Annotated in this window: 26 protein-coding genes; 14 read left to right on the top strand and 12 right to left on the bottom strand. The window is 59.7% G+C overall.

Going from position 1 to position 22,417, the window contains the following annotated elements; translation table 11 throughout:
• Positions 1 to 27: 27 nt before the first annotated feature.
• Positions 28 to 639, top strand: coding sequence for a hypothetical protein (locus tag HMPREF1287_RS00335; RefSeq protein WP_023017620.1), 612 nt, complete (start codon positions 28 to 30; stop codon positions 637 to 639).
• A 37-nt stretch (positions 640 to 676) separates the two neighbouring features.
• On the opposite strand, the gene HMPREF1287_RS00340 is transcribed toward HMPREF1287_RS00335, so the two are convergent.
• From HMPREF1287_RS00340 to rpmB, 6 genes are all read right to left on the bottom strand, one after another.
• Positions 677 to 1,396: a TetR/AcrR family transcriptional regulator gene (locus HMPREF1287_RS00340; protein WP_005279901.1), complete on the bottom strand. Its 720-nt coding sequence runs from the start codon at positions 1,394 to 1,396 to the stop codon at positions 677 to 679.
• A 112-nt stretch (positions 1,397 to 1,508) separates the two neighbouring features.
• Positions 1,509 to 2,291, bottom strand: a complete 783-nt coding sequence (locus HMPREF1287_RS00345; protein ID WP_023017621.1) for a putative nucleotidyltransferase substrate binding domain-containing protein — start codon at positions 2,289 to 2,291, stop codon at positions 1,509 to 1,511.
• A gap of 331 nt (positions 2,292 to 2,622) precedes the next feature.
• Positions 2,623 to 2,877, bottom strand: coding sequence for a 30S ribosomal protein S18 (gene rpsR, locus HMPREF1287_RS00350; protein ID WP_005279904.1), 255 nt, complete (start codon positions 2,875 to 2,877; stop codon positions 2,623 to 2,625).
• Positions 2,878 to 2,892: 15 nt separating this feature from the next.
• Entirely contained in the window at positions 2,893 to 3,198 is a 306-nt protein-coding gene (rpsN, locus tag HMPREF1287_RS00355; protein WP_005279906.1) for a 30S ribosomal protein S14, read from the bottom strand.
• Positions 3,199 to 3,201: 3 nt separating this feature from the next.
• A complete protein-coding gene (gene rpmG, locus HMPREF1287_RS00360) occupies positions 3,202 to 3,366 on the bottom strand; it encodes a 50S ribosomal protein L33 (protein ID WP_005279910.1) in 165 nt (54 codons plus the stop codon).
• Between the two features lie 2 nt (positions 3,367 to 3,368).
• Positions 3,369 to 3,605, bottom strand: coding sequence for a 50S ribosomal protein L28 (rpmB, locus tag HMPREF1287_RS00365; protein ID WP_005279911.1), 237 nt, complete (start codon positions 3,603 to 3,605; stop codon positions 3,369 to 3,371).
• A 513-nt stretch (positions 3,606 to 4,118) separates the two neighbouring features.
• Between rpmB and HMPREF1287_RS00370 the strand changes: the two genes are divergently transcribed.
• Together HMPREF1287_RS00370 and rpmF are read left to right on the top strand one after the other, a co-directional pair.
• A complete protein-coding gene (locus HMPREF1287_RS00370) occupies positions 4,119 to 4,388 on the top strand; it encodes a type B 50S ribosomal protein L31 (protein WP_005279912.1) in 270 nt (89 codons plus the stop codon).
• Between the two features lie 15 nt (positions 4,389 to 4,403).
• Positions 4,404 to 4,577, top strand: coding sequence for a 50S ribosomal protein L32 (rpmF, locus tag HMPREF1287_RS00375; RefSeq protein ID WP_005279913.1), 174 nt, complete (start codon positions 4,404 to 4,406; stop codon positions 4,575 to 4,577).
• A gap of 176 nt (positions 4,578 to 4,753) precedes the next feature.
• On the opposite strand, the gene HMPREF1287_RS00380 is transcribed toward rpmF, so the two are convergent.
• Entirely contained in the window at positions 4,754 to 6,127 is a 1,374-nt protein-coding gene (locus HMPREF1287_RS00380; protein WP_023017622.1) for an MFS transporter, read from the bottom strand.
• Positions 6,128 to 6,446: 319 nt separating this feature from the next.
• Between HMPREF1287_RS00380 and HMPREF1287_RS00385 the strand changes: the two genes are divergently transcribed.
• The 3 genes from HMPREF1287_RS00385 (at position 6,447) to HMPREF1287_RS00395 (ending at position 8,878) form a co-directional block, all read left to right on the top strand.
• A complete protein-coding gene (locus HMPREF1287_RS00385) occupies positions 6,447 to 7,949 on the top strand; it encodes a S1C family serine protease (protein WP_023017623.1) in 1,503 nt (500 codons plus the stop codon).
• Positions 7,950 to 8,010: 61 nt separating this feature from the next.
• Entirely contained in the window at positions 8,011 to 8,619 is a 609-nt protein-coding gene (locus HMPREF1287_RS00390) for a molybdenum cofactor biosynthesis protein B (RefSeq protein ID WP_023017624.1), read from the top strand.
• 28 nt (positions 8,620 to 8,647) lie between these two features.
• Positions 8,648 to 8,878 (top strand): hypothetical protein, encoded by a 231-nt coding sequence (locus HMPREF1287_RS00395; RefSeq protein ID WP_023017625.1) that lies wholly within the window; start codon positions 8,648 to 8,650, stop codon positions 8,876 to 8,878.
• Positions 8,879 to 8,989: 111 nt separating this feature from the next.
• Here the strand turns inward: HMPREF1287_RS00395 and mscL are convergent, their stop codons facing one another.
• From mscL to HMPREF1287_RS00410, 3 genes are all read right to left on the bottom strand, one after another.
• Positions 8,990 to 9,487 carry a large-conductance mechanosensitive channel protein MscL gene (gene mscL, locus HMPREF1287_RS00400; RefSeq protein WP_023017626.1) on the bottom strand — a complete coding sequence of 166 codons (498 nt, stop codon included), beginning with the start codon at positions 9,485 to 9,487 and terminating at the stop codon, positions 8,990 to 8,992.
• Between the two features lie 227 nt (positions 9,488 to 9,714).
• Positions 9,715 to 10,440, bottom strand: a complete 726-nt coding sequence (locus HMPREF1287_RS00405) for an SAF domain-containing protein (RefSeq protein ID WP_023017627.1) — start codon at positions 10,438 to 10,440, stop codon at positions 9,715 to 9,717.
• A 41-nt stretch (positions 10,441 to 10,481) separates the two neighbouring features.
• Positions 10,482 to 11,063 carry a 5-formyltetrahydrofolate cyclo-ligase gene (locus HMPREF1287_RS00410; protein WP_023017628.1) on the bottom strand — a complete coding sequence of 194 codons (582 nt, stop codon included), beginning with the start codon at positions 11,061 to 11,063 and terminating at the stop codon, positions 10,482 to 10,484.
• A 68-nt stretch (positions 11,064 to 11,131) separates the two neighbouring features.
• Here HMPREF1287_RS00410 and HMPREF1287_RS00415 point away from each other — a divergent pair, with 68 nt between their 5' ends.
• From HMPREF1287_RS00415 to glpR, 4 genes are all read left to right on the top strand, one after another.
• Positions 11,132 to 12,058, top strand: coding sequence for a UTP--glucose-1-phosphate uridylyltransferase (locus HMPREF1287_RS00415; protein WP_034653536.1), 927 nt, complete (start codon positions 11,132 to 11,134; stop codon positions 12,056 to 12,058).
• Positions 12,059 to 12,132: 74 nt separating this feature from the next.
• Complete coding sequence (gene glp, locus HMPREF1287_RS00420; RefSeq protein ID WP_023017630.1) at positions 12,133 to 13,467, top strand: gephyrin-like molybdotransferase Glp; 1,335 nt, start codon at positions 12,133 to 12,135, stop codon at positions 13,465 to 13,467.
• Positions 13,467 to 14,177, top strand: a complete 711-nt coding sequence (locus tag HMPREF1287_RS00425) for a GNAT family N-acetyltransferase (RefSeq protein WP_023017631.1) — start codon at positions 13,467 to 13,469, stop codon at positions 14,175 to 14,177. The genes glp and HMPREF1287_RS00425 overlap by 1 nt, the downstream gene beginning before the upstream one ends.
• Positions 14,178 to 14,334: 157 nt before the next feature.
• Complete coding sequence (glpR, locus tag HMPREF1287_RS00430) at positions 14,335 to 15,786, top strand: gephyrin-like molybdotransferase receptor GlpR (RefSeq protein WP_348650376.1); 1,452 nt, start codon at positions 14,335 to 14,337, stop codon at positions 15,784 to 15,786.
• On the opposite strand, the gene HMPREF1287_RS00435 is transcribed toward glpR, so the two are convergent.
• Entirely contained in the window at positions 15,783 to 16,445 is a 663-nt protein-coding gene (locus HMPREF1287_RS00435; protein WP_023017633.1) for a DNA-3-methyladenine glycosylase I, read from the bottom strand. The two genes, glpR and HMPREF1287_RS00435, sit on opposite strands and share 4 nt — an antisense overlap.
• A gap of 171 nt (positions 16,446 to 16,616) precedes the next feature.
• Between HMPREF1287_RS00435 and HMPREF1287_RS00440 the strand changes: the two genes are divergently transcribed.
• A complete protein-coding gene (locus HMPREF1287_RS00440) occupies positions 16,617 to 17,030 on the top strand; it encodes a DoxX family protein (RefSeq protein ID WP_005279936.1) in 414 nt (137 codons plus the stop codon).
• Entirely contained in the window at positions 17,017 to 17,718 is a 702-nt protein-coding gene (locus tag HMPREF1287_RS00445; protein ID WP_005279937.1) for a zf-HC2 domain-containing protein, read from the top strand. The genes HMPREF1287_RS00440 and HMPREF1287_RS00445 overlap by 14 nt, the downstream gene beginning before the upstream one ends.
• A 20-nt stretch (positions 17,719 to 17,738) precedes the next feature.
• Here the strand turns inward: HMPREF1287_RS00445 and HMPREF1287_RS00450 are convergent, their stop codons facing one another.
• The gene (locus HMPREF1287_RS00450) at positions 17,739 to 19,268 is read right to left on the bottom strand and encodes a dolichyl-phosphate-mannose--protein mannosyltransferase (protein WP_198010375.1); all 1,530 of its coding nucleotides are present in this window, start codon (positions 19,266 to 19,268) and stop codon (positions 17,739 to 17,741) included.
• A gap of 120 nt (positions 19,269 to 19,388) precedes the next feature.
• On the opposite strand from HMPREF1287_RS00450, the gene rsmI reads away from it, so the two are divergent.
• Together rsmI and HMPREF1287_RS00460 are read left to right on the top strand one after the other, a co-directional pair.
• Positions 19,389 to 20,237 carry a 16S rRNA (cytidine(1402)-2'-O)-methyltransferase gene (gene rsmI / locus HMPREF1287_RS00455; protein ID WP_023017635.1) on the top strand — a complete coding sequence of 283 codons (849 nt, stop codon included), beginning with the start codon at positions 19,389 to 19,391 and terminating at the stop codon, positions 20,235 to 20,237.
• Positions 20,238 to 20,519: 282 nt separating this feature from the next.
• Positions 20,520 to 22,376 (top strand): BCCT family transporter, encoded by a 1,857-nt coding sequence (locus tag HMPREF1287_RS00460; RefSeq protein ID WP_023017636.1) that lies wholly within the window; start codon positions 20,520 to 20,522, stop codon positions 22,374 to 22,376.
• Positions 22,377 to 22,417: the final 41 nt, after the last annotated feature.

The following is a 22,417-nucleotide window of genomic DNA, read 5'->3' on the forward strand; positions in this document are numbered from 1 at the left end:
CTTCCGGCTTATGAGAAAGGACTTATCATGCCGCACTTTCAATTAACTCCTCGTTTGCGTTGGGGATTGCACCTCGGCGCGGTAGCGACCGCGGGCATCGTTTTAAGCGCCTGCAGCAGTAGCACGGATGGGGATCAGCCCGACTTTTCCGGCGATGGCGGCATGACCACCGTGGAAAGTACGACGGATACTGCCGCAGAGGCAACTTCGACGACCAAATCCCCGGAAACCCAAGGCAAAGAACCACCCGTGGTGACGGTGACCGAGACCGAACAAGAACAGGCACAGTCGCCGAAGACCACTAATGGCGGTGGAGGCGACTTCATCGACGGACTAGGTGAATACGGCTGGACCGATACTAATACCTACGCCAATTGCCACCGCTATGAGCGCGTCGTCTTTGCCGGCAAGGGCCCAGACGGGAGGGCGATCATTTGTGAGAATCAGGGAAACGTCCTGACCTATCGCTCGACCATCTTTGGCGGCGAATTCACCGGATCCATCATTGGCCAAGACGGCGGTAACTACTACGTGGACGCCTCGCCTTCGACCATCGTCGTAACCCCCAGCGGGATTAGCGTGCGCGAGGGCGGCGGATTGGCCGCAACGGCGGACTTTACCGATTCCTGGCAACGCTAACCACTAGGAAGTGGTTAGCGACGCCACAAGGAATAGGTTAGCGAGACTTTTTCTTCTTGCGGTCTGCGGCGGCCGCCGCGGCCGCAGAGATCGAGTCATTCCGGTTCTTCAGCAGCTCAAGGGTCATGGCTTCGGCGTCCTCGGGGACGGTGGCTCCGAGGACGGCAAGGGCGGCATCGGCAAGCATGGCGGCAGTCTCCGGAACCGACTGGGCCGCGGCATAGGGAGGCGTGCCGTTATTGGGGCGCATCTCGATGACAGATAGCGCGATGTGGAAGGGCAATTCGATGCGCGGATCCGCATCGCCCACAATGGCGGCGGCGGTGGTGCGGAAGTGGCTCTGCAGCCGCTCGCGGGAGCTGTGGTACTCCGAAAACTCCGGCGAATTGGCCACCGGCAACTGGTACAACCGGCCGACATTCCAACCGCTGGTGAGCAGAAGGCGCGATTCCGCGGCGACCAGGGACCATAGACGCTGCTCCGGCTCGGCATCGGAATCCACCAGCTCATCCGCGAGTTCTAGCGAGGGCTCGATGGTGGAATTAAGCAGCGCTAGGAAAATCTCCGTCTTGGAGGGAAAATGATAGTACAGCGATGCCTGCCGGATGCCCACCGCGTCCGCGATTTGGTGGGTCGACGTCGTGGCAAAGCCCTGGGTGGTAAATAACTCTGAGGAGGCGTCCAAAATCTCTTCCCGGGCGCTATTGCCTCTGCGGCGGGGGCTATGTTTACGCGGCCTACCGACGTTTCCTGACATGCGGCGGACGCCTCCTTTCTCTCAGCAGAAAATGCTTTTACTCAACAACTCTACAGCCCTGCAGCCCGCCGGCGCGGACCGCATGCGTAGCCACAAAAACTTTGTGGCGATTCTAATTCGCGCCATCCGCGGTGCGTTGGGAGATGGACTCGAAGGTCGCAGACACCATGCGGCAGGCCGTGCCGTAGGCCGTGCGCTCCAGTGGTGGCAGGTCTTGCAGGACGGATTCACGGCCGTGCACATTGTCGTACCAGCGGCGCATTTCTACCGAATACCCAGTGCGCCACGCAAGGTCGAGGGTCTCTGCGTCCTCCGCGGTGAGCATCCCGCGCTCTTGGCCAATGGCGAGGCGATCGACCGTGGGATGCGGGCCCGGTGCCGCCCAGCGCGCAATGGCGGCGATGGGGGATAACAGCATGGACTTAATGTCCACGGCCGCGCCGCGATCGGGCAAACCGCCAACGCGTTGGAGTAGAGGCGGACGCTGGGACAACGCCTCCTCCAACAAAGCCTGTTCACCGCCGCGGCCTAAAGGCAGGCCGGCATCGACGCGCGCTGCCATGGAACCGGCCGCTTGATGTACCTCAAGCCCCACATCGCGAAAGACGGACTCCAAGTCGCTGTCTTCTCCCATCCACTCGATGGGCATGCTGGGTAGCTGATCCCCGCGCGCCGCCGCGCCGGTTAAGCGGATATCCGCATCCACGCCTGGTGCGCGCACGATATCTGTCAGCAGCCGCGAAAACCAGTTGGCTAATTCAATCTCATCGTCCTGGTGCGCTACCGCATTGCGCAAGACATCTTGTGCTTCTGCCAATAAGCCGCGAGCGGTTGCTCGGGACTGGCAATGGGGAGCAAGCTCCGAAAGATCGAGAAGGGATTGATGCAGGGCCATACAGTCACTGCCTTTCACTCATTGCAAAGCGGTGCGCATCTAAAAATTGTGCGGCGCAGGATTGCTATAAATGTAACACTTATGCAATTGCGCAGTAGCGCTTGGGGGAGTGTGCAGCGGGTTCGTCGCGTCCGTGCCTGTGGGCGTTCGCGGAGGAGCTTTGCGGCTGGTGTTGGCGTGGGAACTGGCGTTTGCGGCGTAGCGCCAAAGAATACCCCGAAAACGACTTTCGCCGCCTGACCTCGAAAGGCGGGGCGGCGAAAGCTTATGGTTCTTTTACCGTGTCACACTTGCCAGCGGCAAAAGTGCGCTGTTGATACCCAGCTACTGTTTAGCGGGTGGTGAACGGCAGGAGAGCCATTTCGCGTGCGTTCTTGACTGCGGTAGCAACCTGACGCTGCTGCTGCGGGGTCAAGCCGGTGACGCGACGGGAACGGATCTTGTGGCGATCCGAGATGAATAGACGCAGAGTCTTGGTGTCCTTGTAGTCCACCTTCTCAATGCCCTCAGCCTTCAAAGGGTTCTTCTTCGGGCGACGGCTCTGCTCCATACGGAACTTCTTTTGGTTATTGCGCTTATTAGCCATTGTGCAATTACCCCTTTACCAGCTGGACTTGCGAACGCCCGGCAGCTCACCACGGTGAGCCATGCCGCGCATACGGACACGGGACAGGCCGAACTTGCGGAGGTAACCGCGCGGGCGGCCATCGGCTGCGTCGCGGTTACGAACGCGGGCTGGGGAAGCGTCACGAGGCTGGCGGTTCAGCTCGAACTGAGCCTCCAAACGCTCCTCATCCGGGGTGTTCGGGTTCTTGATGATCTTCTTGAGCTCAGCGCGACGCTCCGCGTAGCGGGCGACGATTTCCTTGCGCTGCTCGTTCTTAGCGATCTTGGACTTCTTAGCCATGAATTATCGCTCCTCGCGGAATTCGACGTGCTTGCGGGCGATCGGATCGAACTTCTTCAGGGTGATGCGATCCGGGTTATTGCGCTTGTTCTTACGGGTCACGTAGGTGTAACCGGTGCCCGCAGTGGACTTCAGCTTGATGATTGGGCGAATATCGTTACGTGCCATACTTAAATCTTCTCCCCACGTGCGCGGATCTTGGCAACAACGGACTCGATGCCGTCGCGGTCAATGATCTTCATACCCTTGGTGGAAACATTCAGAGTAATGGTACGGCCCTCAGAGGGCAGGTAGTAGCGACGACGCTGCACGTTGGGGTTCCAACGGCGCGAAGTGCGGCGGTGCGAGTGCGAGACCTGCTTGCCGAATTCCGGCTTGCGGCCCGTTACCTGGCAAATAGCCGACATGGGTCTTCTTTCTCCTAGCCGCCCACATCGTGGCTATAAACGACTACGTGCCGACTGCCGTGTGAGGGTGGCAGTGCTCAAAAAGTGAGGTGTGAGCAGGTGCGGCATCGTCGTCAAAAACCAGTAGACGGGGCGTAATACGTATATTTTGACAACAGCAAGAGCAAATCTTACAGCCTTACTCGCGATATACCTAATCGCTGCCGCGATAGCCTCGCGCATTAAGCCGTCGGCTTTGCGTCGATGATCAAGCAGCACTGCCTAACGCATTGGGGAGGTTTTAATGCTTACTATAACGAATGGGGCGCATATGTGCGCCTGTGGCGACTGTGGTTGCCGCAGGTGAGCAATTTCGTATATATGGCGGTGGAATGTAGGATAATTCAGGTTATCGGTCGGCGCGCTTAGTGGCGCCGGGCGAGCTGTAACTGTACATCCCAACTCGGGCACGATCCGTACCGTCATTATTCAGTGTGCGGAACCGACCCGTAGTCCAACCCTGAGGGAATATCTATGAAGAAAGACATCCACCCGGATTACCACCCAGTGGTCTTCCGTGATGCTGGTACCGGTCACTCCTTTTTGACCAAGTCCACCGCTACCTCTTCTCGCACCGTTGAGTGGGAAGACGGCAACGAGTACCCGCTCATCGTCGTTGACGTTACTGCTGAGTCCCACCCGTTCTGGACTGGTGCACAGCGCGTTATGGATACCGCTGGCCGTGTCGAGCGCTTCAACCAGCGCTTCGGTGCCATGGCTCGCCGCAAGAAGAAGAACGCGTAAGGAGAAGAAGAGAAAATGGCAACTCCTAAGTTTAAGAAGTCCCGTGCGAACACCCACGCACGTCGTTCCCAGTGGAAGGCTGACAACGTCGCTCTCCAGGAAGTCACCATCGATGGTCAGACCGTGCGCATCCCGCGCCGCCTGGTCAAGGCCGCTAAGCTCGGCCTGGTTGACGTAGAGCAGTTCTAAGCCTGCTTTCAGTCTCACCCCTCCCAGTTGCTTATTGGCAACTGCGAGGGGTTGTGATGTTTTAGGCCCTTTTTAGGCACCGGTGATGGGCAATAAAGAGCGCCTGCCATCCCGGGTGGGTGGCAGGCGGTGTAAGGAGAGTGCGCAGTAATAGCGCGTGCTCCTAAGTTGAAGGCTTATGCTTCAAGCGCGGCCTTGCGTTCTTCGGTGAGGCGCACTTCTTCCTTATTAATAAAGAGGAAGATAGCCAAAACGAGGACGGTAAAGAGCAGGAAGACCATAAAGGTGACATTCCAGCCGGCGTACTTGACCAGGTAGCCCACGCCGGTCGAGGCGAGCGTCGCACCAAGCAGGTAACCGAAAAGGCCCGTAAAGCCGGAAGCGGTGCTTGCCACATTGCGCGGGGAGAGGTCGAGGGCCTGTAAGCCAATGAGGCCAACCGGACCGTAGATGAAGGCACCGATGAGCGCGATGAAGATAACCATGACTACGAACGGGGTGCCTACGGGGGCCAGCCAGTAGCCGGCGATGGACAGGCCCGTAGCCAAGATAAAGATCAAGATGACCTTAGAGCGGTTGCCGTGGAAGAGCTTATCGGACATCCAGCCGCAGAGAATGGTGCCCAGCAGGCCTGCGAGCTCGAAGGCGCCGAAGGCGACCAAGCCGGAATTGATGTTCATGTGGTGGACTTCGGCGAGGTACGTCGTAATCCAGTTGAGCACGCCGTAGCGCAGTGCATAGACAAATACGTTGGCAATGGCCAGAAGGACAATGATGCGATTGCGCAGGACGTATTTGAAAATGAGATCCTTGGTGGAGATCCCATCGCCTTCTTGCCGCTGGATGTCTGCAACCTTGGCGGGATCATTGCGCCATTCATCGACCGTCGGCAGTCCTTCTGAAGGCGGGTTATCGCGGATGAGCAAGAAAGCTAAGGCCGCGATGATCAGGGCCGCGACTGCGGGGAGCCAAAAGGCTACCTGCCATTGATTGCCGGTCATCGCCAAGCCGACGCCTACCAGCAGTGGTAATACGCCTGCACCCACATTGTGCGAGGTATTCCACAGCGAGCCCTTCCAACCGCGCTCGGATGTAGAGAACCACTGCACGATGACGCGGCCGCATGGCGGGTGTCCCATGCCTTGGAACCAGCCATTGAGGAACATGACGGTGGCAAAGACGCCTACGGATGCAGAGACCCACGGGACGAACCCGACTATCAGGTTCATCAGCGCGGACAAGCTCAGCCCGATGGGCAGGAAGTAACGCGCATTGGATTGGTCCGCGAGCATGGCGGAAAAGAATTTGGATAAGCCATAAGAAATCAGCACGGCATTACTAATGATGCCGATTGCAGGCTTGTCGATGGTCCCGTTATCTTCCAGCAGCAGCGGCGCGATGGTGGAGATGTTATTGCGGATGAGGTAAAAGCCCGCGTAACCCAGGAAGATTCCCATAAAGACCTGGAAACGAAGCCGGGGGAATTTCTTGTCAACGTCCTCTTTCGGTAATTGAGGGCGTGGGCGGGGAGATTTGAGCCATGTCAGCACTGCCTATTCCTTGGGTCGTAAAAGGTTCAACGAAATTAACTTAAAGTTAAAACTAAGCTAACCCTAAGTTAAATATAAAGGTACACTAACCTGATGGTGGATCGATTTTATGCCCCGGTGATTCTGTTTACATCGGTGGGCGCTGAAGGGTGGAAGGATGCTTAATAGGGGTAATGGTGCAGTCGCGTGCGAGTGTCAAGAGGGCGTCAAATGTGGTGAGTTTGACCAGCTTATCGCCTACAGTAACTTCACAGGAACTTCTAGTAGGTTGGCAGAGTAGTTTAAGTCATGACCAAGCGAAGCGAGGCATAGTGTTCCTATGAACATGAGGAATGATGACAACCGCGGCAATAATGGTGGGTCGCACGGTGTCCCGCAGGATCCCTACGGCACGAATAACGGGCAGACGCCATATAACCAGCCGCGCGGCGGCCAACAGGATTCTGGATCCGCGTATTCCAACGGAACCTATTCCCAAGGCTGGAACCAGCCGCGCATCAACGAGCAGGAGGCACAAGCCTCCGCGCACGGGAGCGAGGTACCGTGGCACGCGCAGCACACCCCGCCCAGCAATCGCCTTTTTGGTGGCACTCAGCCGGGTGCTACCCGCGGGCAGGAGGAAACATCTAGCTTCGCTACCCAGCAGGGCGATTACTCCCAGCAGGGGCCTGCGAATAACCAGCCTGGCCAGCCGCCCGTGCCTGGGGTAACGCCTTTGCCGCCGCAGCCAAAGGAGAAAAGGAAGATCGGGCTGGGTGCCGCGACGGCAATTGCTGCGGTAGCGGCAATCGCTGCAGGTTCCATTACCGGTGTGGTCGTGGGCAAGAACCAGTCCAGTAGCGGTACGTCCGTGGTCAATGAGGCGCTCAATAGTAAACCGGCCGCCAATAGTATGGGTAAGGAACCGGAGGAGGGCTCGGTGGAAGCGGTTTCGGCTAAGGTTTTGCCGGCCGTGGTATCCATTCAGACTGCGACTCGGACCTCGGCTGCGGAAGGTTCCGGTTCCATCATTTCTCCTGATGGTTACGTGTTGACCAACCACCACGTCATCGCCGGTGCAGAGCAAGGCGGCATCATGCAGGTCACCTTGAACGATGGCAGCAAGCACGAAGCCGATCTCGTGGCTTCCGATGCCAATACGGATGTTGCCATCATCAAGATCAAGGACGTGCACGACTTGCCGCACCTGCAATTCGGCGACTCGGATGCGGTTGCGGTTGGCCAAGAGGTAGTCGCCGTCGGCTCGCCGCTCGGCCTCAATGCCACGGTGACCTCCGGCATCGTATCCGCGAAGAACCGCCCGGTGCGCGCATCTCAGCAGGGTGGCGAGTCCTCGCTTATCGATGCCATCCAGACCGACGCCGCCGTCAACCCCGGCAACTCCGGTGGTCCCTTGGTGGATATGGAGGGCAATATCGTTGGTATGAACTCGATGATTGCATCGTTGTCCGATAAGACCTCGGGTGAGGGCGGATCTATCGGCCTCGGGTTTGCCATTCCTTCCAACTTTGCCAAGCGCATGGCTGATGAGCTCATCAATAAAGGCCACGTAACCCACCCCACCTTGGGGGTTAAGGTCCTGGCGCGCGATGACGGAAATGGCGCGCGCATTGCAGAGGTCGAGCCAGGGGGACCAGCGGATCAAGCAGGTTTGAAGCAGGGCGATATCGTCACCCGCGTCAATGACCGGCTGATTGAAAACGCCGATGCGCTTATCGCTGCCGCGCGTTCCCAGGACTTCGGTGCGACCGTCACCTTGGAAGTATCCGATGGACATTCGGATGACACTCGTCAGGTAGAGGTAACCCTGACAGGCGAGTAGATTAAAACGCAGCCCGCGCCGTGTCCGCAGTGCGCCCCCGACGTTTCTTTGAAGGAGAAAAATGGCAGACTCCCAGCAAAACTTGACCGACTCCACCAGGTTGGAGGATTCGGCTTCCACAGACACTTTGCGGGATGTGGCGGAGCCGGATGATGCCTACCTCTTGGCCAGTGAGAAGGAGGACCGGGTGGCGGCGCCGCGCCGCGCGCTCGTCGTGATCATCACGGATCACCCCGGCGAAAATTCAGATAGCACCTCCAAATTGGTCACTGAACTATTGGCAGAGGCGAATTTCCGCATCGATGGTTCGGTGGTCGTGCGCTCGAAGAAATCCAAGATCCGGCAGGCCATTGAAACTGGCGTTGTTGGCGGTGTGGATCTCGTGCTCACCGTCGGTGGCACCGGAGTGGGTCCGCGCGATAAGACTCCGGAGGCTACCACTGGGGTCATCGATAAGATGGTGCCGGGCGTGGCCCAGGCTCTGCGCTCTTCTGGTCAGGCGTGCGGCGCCGTTGATGCGTGCGCATCCCGCGGCATCTCGGGCGTTTCTGGTTCCACCGTCGTGGTTAACCTCGCACCATCGCGGGCTGCCGTTCGCGATGGCATGGCCACGTTGACTCCGCTAGTCCACCACCTTGTGGATCAATTGCAAGAATCCAGCGTGCAATAACGCGAAGGAAAGGGGTGGAGATACTGCCATGACCTCTCAACCACGCCGCCAGCGCAGGCGAGTATTCCGGCAATCAGATGCGCCGGAATATGACCGCAGCGCGGATCGCCCGGTAGGGCAGGACTTAGCAAGCGGAGAAGGCACCGATGCCCACCGCATCGTCACGCTCGATGATGCTGCGGCGGAAGGCGACGGCGCTCAGGCCGCCGAGCGGGACGAAGACTTTTACCGCGAGAACCAGCCGCCGCATCACGGCTAATAGTCTGCGCATCCTTGTCCCGGGCTAAAAATGCTTAAGCAGCCATAACTAAAGCCCGTGTCCTTCTTCAATGTGAAGGTGGACACGGGCTTAACTACGCCTTAACAAGAATTAGTCCTCGTGGCGGCTGTGCTTGCCCTCAGAAGTAGTGGAGTTATCGGCGTCCTCGGCCGCAGTGGCCTCCCCAAGTGCCTTATCTGCGGCGGTGACAGCGCCCGCGTTCTGGGCCTGCAAGAGATCGCGGATTTCAGCCAACAGTTCCTCCGAGGTTGGTGCCGGGGCCTCTGGGTCCACGCCCTGGCGGCGCTTGGATGCTTCAGTGAGCTTGTTGAGCGGCATCACGATGAGGAAGTAGACCACTGCGGCGATGATCAGGAAGTTAATCGCGGCGGTAATAACGGCGCCAAAGTCCACGAGGGTGGATTTATTATCGGTGATTTGGAAGCCCAAACCGTCGACCTCGGCGGAGCCGAAGGAGTTAATGATCGGCTGAATGATGGAATCCGTCACGGAAGTGACGATGGCCGTGAATGCGGAACCGATGATGACTGCGGTGGCAAGTTCGACGACGTTGCCGCGCATAATGAAGTCTTTAAAGCCCTTGAGCATGGGAGAAAACGGACCTTTCTGGGGATAGGTAAGGGTGGGTGCGATCCATGAGCACGCTGGGAGTTTAGTTCAAGCTAAAAGTCATCACAACCTGGAAGACAAATGAATGGCACACTTCACTTGATTGGTGCAGTGGTGACTGACCTGCTCCAACCGATCAGATGGAGATTCCATTCTCCTAGAATTTGCCCAGATTATCGGGGCAATGGTCAACCTTCGTGCGGTCTTTAGGCAGCAGTATCTGCGTCATCAACGGCTTGAGGCTGGGCGCGATCGCCCACGATGACCACGGTCAGCGGTTGGTTCAATGAGGCCGCGGCTACATCGTTGGCGTGCTCATTGGGAAGTGCGAGCAAGACGGTGGCAGAAGAAACTTCACCCTCCGCAGTGGTGGTGGAGACCACCCGGGCGCCGGAGGCGATGACGCGTGCGGTCGCGGGCTGGGAATCGGTGGCATCGCTTGCCGTGACGATATCGACGGTATCGCCGTGCTGCAGGTGAGGAATGATGTCAGGATCGGCAAGTTTTACTGGGATCATGCGGCCGGAGCCGCCTCCCTTAGAATCGGCAGACTCCAAGTTCGCGACAAGGCTAGAGACCAACTCTTGGCCGAGGAGCCGCTGGCTGGTGACGACCTCGCCCTTGCCCGCGGCGGCGGTGATGATGCGGCCGGCGAGATCGGAGGGGGCATCGGCAAGCGCGCTGCTAGGAATGGAAGAAGAAGGCAGGCGCTCGAGGGAGACATCGGAGGCGGAAAGCTCCGCACCGGCGGGCAGATCGTGGCTAAAGACCAGCACCTGCGGCAGTTCCTTCGCCCTGGAAATCGCGGAGACCAACGCAGCGATGAGCAGGGCTAGCGCGATCGCGCGGCGCACGAGCACGCCGCGGCGGTGGCCAGGGGTGCGCAGGGTGCGGAAGAACTGTGAGATTCGCGGGGACAGGGAATGAGCCATGCATAATTAGACTGCGCTACCGCCTGCGCGGTTCCCTCGGTTTAGGAAGAAAAGCGGTGGATTCCTGCGGCGGTAACCACGGCCTCGACGCGGCGATCGTGCGACCCGGCTGGGATAGAGTCAAGGAACTCGGTGGGGTAGACCATGGCGAGTACCGCGGGGTGGTTGCGCGGCACCAGGGAAAGTGCGCGGTCGTAGTACCCGCCGCCCTTGCCCAGGCGGTTTCCGGCGGCATCGATGGCTATGGCGGGAGCCAAAATCAGATCGCAACCGCACAGCACGCGGCTATCAAAACGCGGGCCGGCCGGCTCAGAAATACCCAATTGGCCGGGCTGCATGCTGTGCGTGCCCTTGTATTCTGCCCAGTTTAAAACGCCGTTACCGCAGGTGATGGGCAATAATACGCGGTCGACGCGGCGGGAAAGCCACGGGATGAAATCCGCCCCGCCCGGCTCTGAGCCCAGCGGCCAATAGGCAGCGACGCTCGATACACCGGCGAGCTCGGGTTCTAACTGCTCGCGCAGGGCAGTGGTCCATTCCGCACGCTTCTCGGCGCTGAGACCGCGGCGCGCGCGAAGCAGGCGGGTGCGCAGTTGCTCTTTGATATCGCTGGAAGAAGGCATAAATAAATAATAGCGTCCGTGGCGTAGCGCTACACAGGAAAATAGTGCGCCGTTGTACCCTAAGATCCATGGCTAATGAACGCGAAGATTCCGCCACCGGAATCACCACGGTTGTAGTTCCAGCGGCTGGCATGGGCACCCGCTTTCTGCCCGCCACGAAAACCGTCCCCAAAGAATTGCTGCCCGTTGTGGATACTCCCGGCATTGAATTGATTGCTGAGGAGGCAGCCTCTGTGGGCGCGCGCCGGCTTGCGGTTATTACTGCACCCGAAAAGCAAGAAGTAATGCGCCATTTTGCGGAATTTCCGGATCTGGTAGAAACCCTAGATTCCCGCGGCAAGGATGAGCAGGTAGCCAAGGTCAACCGCGCCCACCAGCTCATTGAGCCCATCGCGGTAGAGCAAGAAAAGCCCTTGGGCTTGGGCCATGCCGTGGGGCTGGCGGAAGACGTCTTGGCAGAAGACGAGGACTCCTTTGCCGTCATGCTGCCGGATGACATCGTATTGCCGGCCACCGTCATGGCGGATATGGCGCGCGTTCGCGCCGAGCTCGGCGGCAGCGTGCTGTGTGCCTTTGCGGTGCCGCAGGAGCAGACGTTTAACTACGGCGTATTCGACGTAGAAGATACTGACGCGCCGGGCGTGAAAAAGGTTATCGGCATGGTAGAAAAACCGGACCCGGAGGACGCACCGTCCAACCTGGTTGCTACGGGGCGCTACCTTTTGGACCGCAAGATCTTTGATGCGCTGCGCCGGATCGAACCGGGCAAGGGCGGGGAATTGCAGCTTACCGATGCCATCGAGCTGCTCATTGAGGAAGGTGAGCCCGTCCACGTAGTGGTCCACGAGGGCAAGCGCCACGATTTGGGCAACCCCGGCGGCTATATTCCGGCCAACGTGGACTTTGGCTTGCGCGATGAAAAATACGGCCCAGCGCTGTATAAAGCTATTAAACAAATCATGTCCGATTTCGAGGCGGAGCAAGGCCTTAACTAATTACCTTGTACCGCGCGCACGTGCGTTGAGGGCAGCAAGGTAAAGGCCAATAAGAAAGGGCGGGCAGAGACCGTATGCGTTCAGTTGATGACCAGTTGGCTCTGGTTACTGATGCGGCGACGACCCCGGAGCCGGTGCGGATGAGCATTTCTAATGCGCTGGGGTTAATGTGCGCCGAGCAGGTGCAGGCCAATCAGCCCTTACCGGGCTTTCCCCAGGCGGCCATCGATGGGTATGCGGTTCGCGCCGTTGATATCGGCGGCGAGCGCGGGCTAAAGGTCCGGCGCCCGAAGAATCAGGACCAGGAAGGCAACGAGGGGGAGGAGTCGGCTGAGCAGGCCGATGACGCCGCCGCGCAGCCCGCCCCGCCAGAGGTCGAGCGTTCCCTGCCCGTCGTGGGCGAGGTTCCGGCCGGTTCGAAGCAGCCGCTGCGCCTGCAGCCCAAGCAAGCCGTGCGGGTCTATACGGGTGCTCCCTTGCCCACGCTTGCCGATGCCGTCCTACCCCTCGAGTGGACCGATCGCGGCCGCAAGCGCATCACGGCGCACCGGACGGTGCGCTCGGGCGACTTCGTCCGCCGCGTGGGCGATGATATCCAGCCCGGCGATGTCGCCGTATCGTCTGGCACCGTCCTCGGCCCAGCGCAGATTGGCCTACTGGCCGCGGTGGGGCGCTCCAAGGTGCTGGTTTATCCGCGACCCCGTGTGACCATCGTGTCCTTTGGTCGCGAGCTCGTTGATGTGGATAAGGAACCGGGTCTGGGCCAAGTCTTTGATGTGAACTCTTACTCCTTGGCTGCCGCTGCAAAAGAAGCGGGGGCGGACGTAGTCCGCGTGGGCATTGCCGAAGGCGAACCCCGCCGCATCCGGGAGGTGCTAGAAACACACATCACGCGCAGCGAGGCCCTCGTCATTACCGGTGCCGTTGGTGGCGCCGGTGCCGAACAGATCCGGGAGATCTTGGCGGAAATCGGCGATATCGATACCTCCCGCGTGGCCATGCACCCAGGATCCGTGCAAGGTTTTGGGCTGGTAGGAGATGAACGCATCCCTACATTCCTCCTTCCCTCGAACCCGGTATCGTCGCTGGTTATTTTCGAGATCTATATTCGCCCCTTGATTCGCCTGGCCTTGGGCAAGCGCAACGCCCACCGCCGGGTGGTGCGCGCCCGCGCGCTCAACCACATTGATTCCCGCCCCGGGCGCCGTGGTTTCATCCGCGCCCGCTTGATGCGCGATGCCGAAACCGCCGATTACTTGGTCGAGGGCCTTGGCGGGGCTAGCGGTGCGCCGGCGCACCTTCTGGCCGGACTCTCTGAGGCCAATGCCATGATTCGAGTGCCAGAAGAAGTCACCGAGATCCGCCCGGGCGATGTCGTCGACGTCTTATTCCTCACCCAGCGCAGCTAATGCTTGACCCTTTCGGTACCGCCTCAGCCAAGCTGCGTCATCCAGTTACCGGGCCCACTGATGATCTGCATCCCGGTTGGCCGGAAGCGACGCCGACGGTGCAGCTTCCTTCCTCGGGGACACTGCCGTCTGGCGGGCGAATGCGGCTGAGACCCTTGCTGCGCTCGGATGGTCCCGAGTGGCGGCGCCAGCGCATTGAGGACGAACCCTTTCTCCGGCCGGTCGAGCCCACCCAAGCGACCACCTGGGCAGAAGCCCACAGCTCGCAGGCCTGGTGGAATTACCTCATTTTCCTGCGCAACTCCGCGCGCGATGCGCAGGTGATCCCCTTGGCCATTGAGCTCGAGGGAAAGTTCGCCGGCCAGGTAACTCTTGGCAATATCCAGCACGGCAGCATCCGGGACTGTTGGATTGGCTATTGGGTGTATTCCGCCGTGCAGGGTGCCGGCGTTGCCACCGCGGCTACCGCCTTGGGAGTGGATCATGCCTTTGGACGAGTGGACCTGCACCGGGTGACTGCCACCTACTTGGAGCAAAATCCCGCTTCCGGGCGCGTGCTGGGGGCCAATGGATTTCGCTCAGAGGGGTATTTGCGCCGCAACCTGCATATCGATGGCGCTTGGCGGGATCACCATTTCGTGGCCCTAGTTAAGGAAGACTATTCATCCACGGCGGTTGAGCGGCTGCGTCAAGCTGGGCGTTTGGTGTAAAAAGTATCCCTAAATCCGGATATTGCTTTCACAATTTTCACATAAGTAACAACATTGTAATTTACAGCTTCTGGGGGCCCTAAAGTGCGGTTTTAGCGATTACAGTGGAGTAATCATCTGCACCCCAAGGGAAGGTCCTTAAGTCGTGTCCACAGCTGTGCCAGTTATTGCAATCATCGTGGTGTGGCTCTTCGTGCTCGCGCCGTGGCTCCTGGGCAGGAGCAATCGCCCGATGAGCCACACCGGAGAGGCCTTTGAGGATACCCGCGTGCTCTTTTCCGGTGATTCCGGCAATGTCGCCGGCCGCCGCCGCCCGCGCTTGCGGGCCGATGATGTCCACCGCAGCGGCTCGGATGAGGATTACGACTACGAGGTCGTATCCGCTGCCGCTGAGGACCCGGACAGCGAGGCAGACGTCGATGACGTGCTGATCGATGAGGAAGCAGAAGACCGTTCTTCCCACGCGCAGTCGCGGACCATTGCTGGCGCTGCCCGCCGTGCCCGGGCACAACCCTTTGGCGTGGGTGGCCGCGCATTCCGCTCTGCCGCCGATGAGAACGAGGTGGGCGCGCACGATGAACACGCCACCGCAGCTGAGGAGACGGCAGAGACCATCGAGGGTGAAGTCATTGAGGAATCGGCGACTCCGGTCGCGTCTGCTGACACCGCTGATACCACCGATGCCACCACCACCGCCGATAGCGCGCGCACGTCAAGCGCTTCTGACGATCCAGATGCGGATACAGATGATGCCGATGATGTTTTGCTTGATGATGAGCGCGCCGCCGGGGAAGAAGGCGATGCAAAGCGCAAGCGCCGCCGCGGCGGTGTGGTTGCCAATTCCACAGAGTCTTTCACTGCGCCGGTGGCAGCAGACATTGCCGAGGATGCGTACGACTATGACGAGACCTATACCTCCCCGGTAGATCTGATGTACCCAGGTGCGGTCGATCCTGCTCCTGTTATCGATGCCGAAGAGGTGGACACCGCAGAGACCGACTCGGAAGAGCCGGAGAATGACGGTGCAGCCGAGGAATCGGCCGAGGCAGATGCGCACGGTGCCTATGGTGCCGGGGATGCGGCGTTAAATACTGACCTTTCTGAAGACGAGGTAGCGTTTGCGCAGCGCCGCCTTGGCCGCGGCGGCTGGGACCCAGTGGCGGATAAGGAAAAGTCCGCCACTCGCTATCAACGCCGACAGCGCACGCTCATTGGCCTAGCCATCGCCGTGGTCCTCACCGTGGCCTTGGGCATTGTGGCCAGCGGATGGACCTGGTGGCTGGCAGGAATCGTCGGCGTTCTGACCGGTACCTATCTGGTGGCGCTGCGCGCGCAAGTCCGCCAAGAGCAGGCGCTATTGCGCCGTCGCGTAAAGCACCTGCGCCGGGCGCGGTTGGGCGTTCACAATACTGATGATGAGGCATTGAAGATCCCCCGCAACCTGCGCCGTCCGGGTGCGGTCGTCGTCGAAATCGATGATGAAAGCCCCGACTTTGAGCACCTTCCCTTAAGCTACAGCGACGATGAAGACGGCGACTTTGATGGCCCACACGCCGGGCCCGATGGGGTAGGGCGCCGCGATGACTTGGCCGCTCGCCGCGCAGGCTAATTAGCCCGCTGCGCCTCGCTTCCGTGCAGTTTTTCGGTTTCCTCCGGCCATACGCCGGAGGTTGCCCGGCGGTGGGAGCCCAAGAGGTGGGTATCGACCATACCGATGGCCTCCATGAGCGCAAAGCAGGTCACCGGCCCCACGAACTTAAAACCGGCCTTCTTCAATTCCCGCGACATTGCCTGCGACTCGGGGCTCTTTTTCGGGATATCCTCCATAACCTCGGGATAGATATTTTCTGCGGGCTGAAAGCTCCAAATGAAATCCGCTAGGCCGCCATTTTCGCGCAGTTTAATGGTGGCCTTCGCGTTATTGATGGTGGCGCGGATCTTGGGCTCGTTGCGGATAATGGAGGCATCGGCAAGCAAGTGCTCCACCTCGGCCTCACCGAATTCCGCAACCTTGTCCGGATCAAAATGGCAAAAGGCCTCGCGGAAGGCCGGGCGCTTTTTTAATACCACGGCCCAAGACAGCCCAGACTGGAAGGACTCCAAGCTCAGGCGCTCAAAAAGACCGGCCTCGTCCCTAATGGGAAGGCCCCATTCGGTATCGTAATAATTCGTCAACAGCGACGATGTCACGGCCCACGGCGTGCGGGCTACCCCGTGCTCATCGTAGGCCAGCGGGGTGCGTTCTTCGGTGGTGGTTTCAGTGTCCATGGGAGGTTCTCCTGTTGGTATGTCGTGCCTATTGTCCTTGTCTTTCCCATTGAAGCAGCGATGGCGGGTGAGGCGCAGCGTGAGTCTTGCTAGATGGTGAAATTGCAAGCTAGGCGGGTGGGGCGGTGGCATCTTCGCGTTGGGGTGGGCATTCGATGTAGTCTATTGACCATGAATAGACCTGCCGTCCGCGATGCCGCATTGCTGCTTTTTCGGTTGGTCCTCGGACTCATTTTTATCGCGCACGGCGTGGACAAGATGTTCATGGACGGAATGGATGAGACGGTAGGGCAGTTTTCTGCCCTGGGCATCCCGCAGCCACAGATTGCCGGTTATGCCGCCGCAATCGGGGAGATGGTAGGCGGCGCCTTCCTCGTCATTGGGTTGTTGACCACCTTCGCCGCGGCGGCGCTGGCCGTGGATATGGTGGGCGCGCTGTACTTCGTGCACTGGGGCAATGGCCTTTTCGCTGGCGACGGCGGCATCGAGTACCCGTTGGTGCTGTGCATGTCGCTCATAATGATCGTTATTTTTGGTTCTGGCCGGGCGAGCTTGGATAGGGCGTTAAGCAATGTTGACGCATAGCCAAGTACAAGCGGCGATTTCTGCCCAGCTGGATGGGGAAGAAGCGGAGCTTTCCGCTGACGTCATCGACGCCCACCTAGAACACTGCGCGGAGTGCCGGGCCTTTCGCGATAAGGCAGCGGCGCTATCGCGCTCCTTAAGCTTCGTGGAACCGGCGGATTCCGGCATGGCACCGCCGACGGACCTCTCAGAGGTGATCCTCGCCGGGGTGGAACCGGAGTGGAAGCGGGCATCGAGCGCTAGGCAGGCCAACCTCACGGTGGCGCGCATCGCCTTGGTGGTCATGGGACTTGTCTTTGCAGTGTGGGCCATCGTGCAGGTGGTACGCGCCTCCGGCCTGGTACCGATGGGCGCAGAGGGGGCGGTGCTGGATCCGGCAGCCGATCCGGAGCGCGCCAACCTCCTGATGGAGGGCGCGGCCGTGCGCTTTGGCATGGCGTGCGGACTGCTGTGGAGCGCGTGGCGCCCAGCCTCTGTGACCGGGTTGTTCCCGGTATCAGCCACGATGTTTGCGTTTCTTTTTGGTTTTGGCGTGCGCGATATTGCGCTGGGGACCGTCACCATGGAGCAGGTCTATTTGCTTATTGCCACCGCGCTATCGACCATCAGCCTGGCCTGGGCATGGGCGGCCGAGAAGGGCTACCTGGTGCGCGCGTGGTGGAAATCCCTGAACGCGCAGCCACACTAAGGCGAACGGGCCTCTGCCACCTATTTCCAGCTGGGCAGCCACATCATGGACTGGTACCAAGATTCCGGGATGATGAAGCCGTATAAGATGGGCGCGAAGTAGAAGAACATCGCGACCACCAAGGCAAGGTAGCAGGCGGCGGCAAACGTTCCCCGCCGCATCGTTCCACCAGCGATGCGTGTAATCCACCGCCACCTGATGGGCTTACCGTGCCCGACCATTTGGCCCAGCGCGAGGGCAAGAAGCACGATGACAAAGGGGATAAACGCGGTGGCATAAAAGAAGTACATCTGCCGGTCAAAGGCTGCGAGCCACGGGAGGAATCCGGCCGCGAAGCCCACGAGGGGGATGAGGAAGGCGCGGTTGCGGCGGATGATAAGGGACCACAGCCCCCATAGCACCGCGGGGACCACCAGCCACCAGATCGCCGGGGTGCCAAAGAGGTAGAGCATCTTGCGGCATTCGCCACCGCCGCTGCATTCCAGATCCGTGCTGGAGTAGTACAAAATGGGCCGGGCCCCGGCCAGCCATGCCCACGGCTTGGAATCCCACGGGTGGTGGTGGCCACCAGAAGAGGTCAAGCTGGCGTGAAAATCCAATACGGATAAGTGGTAATAAAACCAGCCGGCCACAGGTTCCGGTAAGTGCATGAGCCACGAGTCTTCCCCGATGGTCCCATCCACCTTGGCGTGCCGGTAGACCGCGGTTTCTGAGGCGAACCACGCGCGCCAGCTCCACACATAAATCATTACTGGCATGGCCACCAAGGAGGCCAGTGCCGCGGGAGTATCGCGAATGAGCGTTCCCACAATATAGCGGCGAATGCCGTACTTGCGGCGCAATGCGAGGTCGCTAAAGACGCAGAGCAGGCCGAAGAACATGATGTAGTACAGCCCGGACCACTTCACGGCGAGCGATAGTCCTAGGAAGACTCCAGCGGTAAAGCGCCACCACCGGAAGCCAAAACGCGGGCCGAAGGGGGAGGCGCCCATTCCGCCGCTCAGCAGGGCGTCGTGCAGGCGCTCGCGCATTTGTTGATGATCGCGGGCCAGCGCCCAGGCGGCGGCGACGATGAAAAACACCTGGAAGATATCCAGCATGCCGAATTTTGCAGAGACCAAGAGGACGCCATCGCAGACGGCCAAAATGCCGGCAAAGGTGGCCACCTGCCAGGAAAAGGACAATCGGCGGGCCAGCGCCATGGTCATCAGCACGGTGGCGACGCCGAAGAGGGCCGTTATCAAGCGCCAGCCCAGCGGGGTATAGCCAAAGACCCATTCCGAAAGGGCAATGATCTGCTTGCCCAGCGGCGGGTGAACGACGAGTCCAAAGCCCGGGTTGGTCTCAATGCCGCCGATGAATAAGTTATCCCAGCTTTTGACCATGTCCCAGGCCTGCGGCGCATAGTGCTTTTCATCGAAGACGGGCGTGCCCTGGGATACCGGCGCGGTAAGCCCCACGAACCGGGTAATCAGCGCGAGAACCGCGATGATGCCGGTGCTAATCCAATCGGCCTTGCCCCACGTATAGGCACGCGGTGCCGGCGGCATCACACGGTTATGCGGGGTGCGCGGTGAGCTAGCGGGGGCAGCGGTAGCAATAGTCACGAAGAAGAGTTTAGGCCACGAGCCTGCGCGCGGGCGCATAGGAGAATGTGGAATGCTAGAGGCATGTCAGCTTTAGGTCTGGAACCACTTCCGCGCGGCGTTATCCTTGCCGCCACGCCCTTGGGAAATGCCGGTGATGCCTCGGCGCGCCTGATGCAGGCATTGGCGCATGCTGATGTCATCGCCGCCGAAGATACCCGCCGCGTGCGCAACCTGGCGCAGGCCCTGGGCATCGAAATTTCCGGGTCCGTGGTATCCAACTTTGACCACAATGAGCAGGCGCGTGCGCAGCAGCTTATCGATGCCGCCCAGCACGGCACCGTCCTCGTGGTCACCGATGCCGGCATGCCGATCATCTCCGATCCAGGCCTGTCCCTAGTGGCCGCGGCCGCCGAAAGAGATATTCCCGTGACGTGTTTTCCAGGCCCCTCGGCGGTGCCCACGGCGCTCGCCCTCTCTGGTCTGGGCGTGGGCCACTTCCTCTTCGATGCATTCCCGCCGCGCAAGCCTGGCCCGCGAAAGGCGTGGCTGGAATCGCTGCGCAATGAAAAGCGTGCCATCGTATTTTTTGAATCGCCCCACCGCATCGCCGATACGCTTGCCGATGCCGCCCAGGTCCTCGGCGGCGATCGCCCCGCCGCGGTGTGCCGCGAGCTGACCAAGACATACGAGGAAGTGCGCCGCGGCTCGCTAGCTGAGCTGGCCGAATGGGCGAGCGAGGGAGTCAAGGGCGAGATTACCGTGGTCATTGAAGGCGGAACCGGCGCTGCCGTGACCGCCGCGGATCTCGTCCCACAGGCCTTGGAGTTGGCCGAGGCTGGCATGCGCTTGAAGGACGCGTGCAAGCAGGCCGCCAAGGGGACTGGGGTATCCAATCGGGAGCTTTATGATGCCGCACTAGAGGCCCGCTGAGTGCCCGTTAGCTGAGCACTTGTTGAGGTGACAGCAGCTTATTTCTATGCAGTGTATAAAAGGTCACAATTAACCGTGCTAGCAGGTAGTTTCACGCTTCTGTATAAGTTATCGAATCGTTATACTTTCCGGGCGTGTGGCGCCTAAAAGCCGTCTACGTGGGGATATGCCACCTATAGTTATGTAGGAAACTCCAAGAAAATGCTCAAAAATGTGCATATGCTGGGGTTTTGATAGAAAAATGGTTTGAAAAATTGGGGTCACGCCACCAATGTAGAAAGCATGACTAATACTGAAAATAACGGCGCTGATGTGCCCGAAGAAGGGAAGGGGCCCGGCGAATCTCCTGCTGGGGCCACTTCTACTGCTTCGAGCCATCAGCCGATTGAGGATTATCAAACGGTAGAAGAGACGCTGGATGAGCAGACGGCGACGAGCCAGATCCAGGACATGATCAACTCTGAGGGGTTCCACCCCGAAGAGTATGACGATCCGGAAATCGAAATCGCCGCAGACCGCGATAATATCCCGATTGACTGGACCATCATGGGCATTGCGGGTGTGCTTGTTGCCGCCATCGTTATTTGGGGCCTTGCCGCGCCGGATAACTTCGCGGACTTTTCTTCCGCGGCCCTGACGTGGGTCGTCGATAAGTTCGGTTGGGCTTACGTGCTCTTTGGCACCGTCTTCGTGGCCTTCGTTATCTTCATCGCTTCCTCTAAATTTGGCACCATCAAGTTGGGCCACATTAATGAGGAACCGGAGTTTTCCACGCCTTCGTGGATTGCCATGATGTTCGCTGCCGGTATGGGCATCGGCCTGATGTTCTATGGCGCTTCCGAGCCGCTGGCGAACTACCGCGACGGTACGCCTGGCCGGGGAACGGAAAACGTGGGCTCGTCCATGGCCTATGCCATGTTCCACTGGACGCTGCACCCCTGGGCTGTGTACGCCATCGTTGGTTTGGCCATCGCGTACTCCACCTACCGCATCGGCCGTAAGCAGCTGTTGAGCCAGGCCTTCGTCCCGCTCATCGGCGAGCGCCGGGCTAATGGTGGATTGGGCAAGTTCATTGACATCCTGTCCATCTTCGCCACCGTCTTCGGTACCGCCTGTTCCCTGGGCCTTGGCGCGCTGCAGATCCAGGCTGGCCTGGAGGCATCCGGCATCATCGATAACCCAACCCAGTCCGTGGTTATCGGCATTGTTTTGGTCCTGACCCTGGCTTTCTTGCTCTCCGCACTCTCCGGTGTGGGCAAGGGCATTCAGTACGTGTCCAATGCCAACATGGTCTTGGCTGCGGTGCTGGCCATCTTCGTCTTCATCTTGGGTCCAACCGTGACCATCCTGAACCAGGTTCCGGGATCCATCGGTAACTACTTCAACTACTTCACCGAGATGATCGGCCGTACCGCAGAATCCGAAAACGGCACCGCCGGCGAGTGGCTGTCTAGCTACACCATCTTCTACTGGGCATGGTGGGTCTCCTGGTCCCCATTCGTGGGCATGTTCTTGGCACGCATTTCCCGCGGCCGTTCCGTCCGCGAGTTCTGCCTAGGCGTCCTGCTTATCCCAGCCGGCGTTTCCACCCTGTGGTTCGCCATCTTCGGTGGCACCGCAATCCACATGGAGCAAAACGGCGAATCCATCACCGGCGAATCCGCCGAGGTAGAGCTGTTTAACCTCCTGCACAACCTGCCTGGTGGCTTCATTGCCGGCGTCGTTGCCGTCATCTTGCTGTCCACCTTCTTCATTACGTCTGCGGACTCCGCCTCCACCGTGATGGGATCGATGACCCAGAATGGTGCCGCAACCGCGAAGCCGTGGCTATCCGCCATGTGGGGTGCTCTGACCGCAGCCGTTGGCCTGACCCTGCTCTTGGTTAATGAGGACGCGCTGTCCAACCTGCAGAACGTCACCATCGTGGCGGCGCTGCCGTTCTTGTTCATCGTCATTGGCTTGATGTTCGCCATCTACAAGGACTTGAGCAATGACATTATTTACCTCGAGTACCGCGAGGCGCAGCAGTTCCAGCGCAAGATGGCCCGCGAGCGCCGCTTGCACCGCGACTACCAGCGCACGCAGGAACTCAAGAAGCGTCGCAACGAGCGTTTGAAGAACCCGATGAAGCGCAAGTAGATAAAGCATCTACCGCCTTTGGTAGCAGCGCCCGCCGCTTT

It is taken from the genome of Corynebacterium sp. KPL1986 (genome assembly GCF_000477975.1).
Lineage (GTDB): Bacteria > Actinomycetota > Actinomycetes > Mycobacteriales > Mycobacteriaceae > Corynebacterium > Corynebacterium accolens.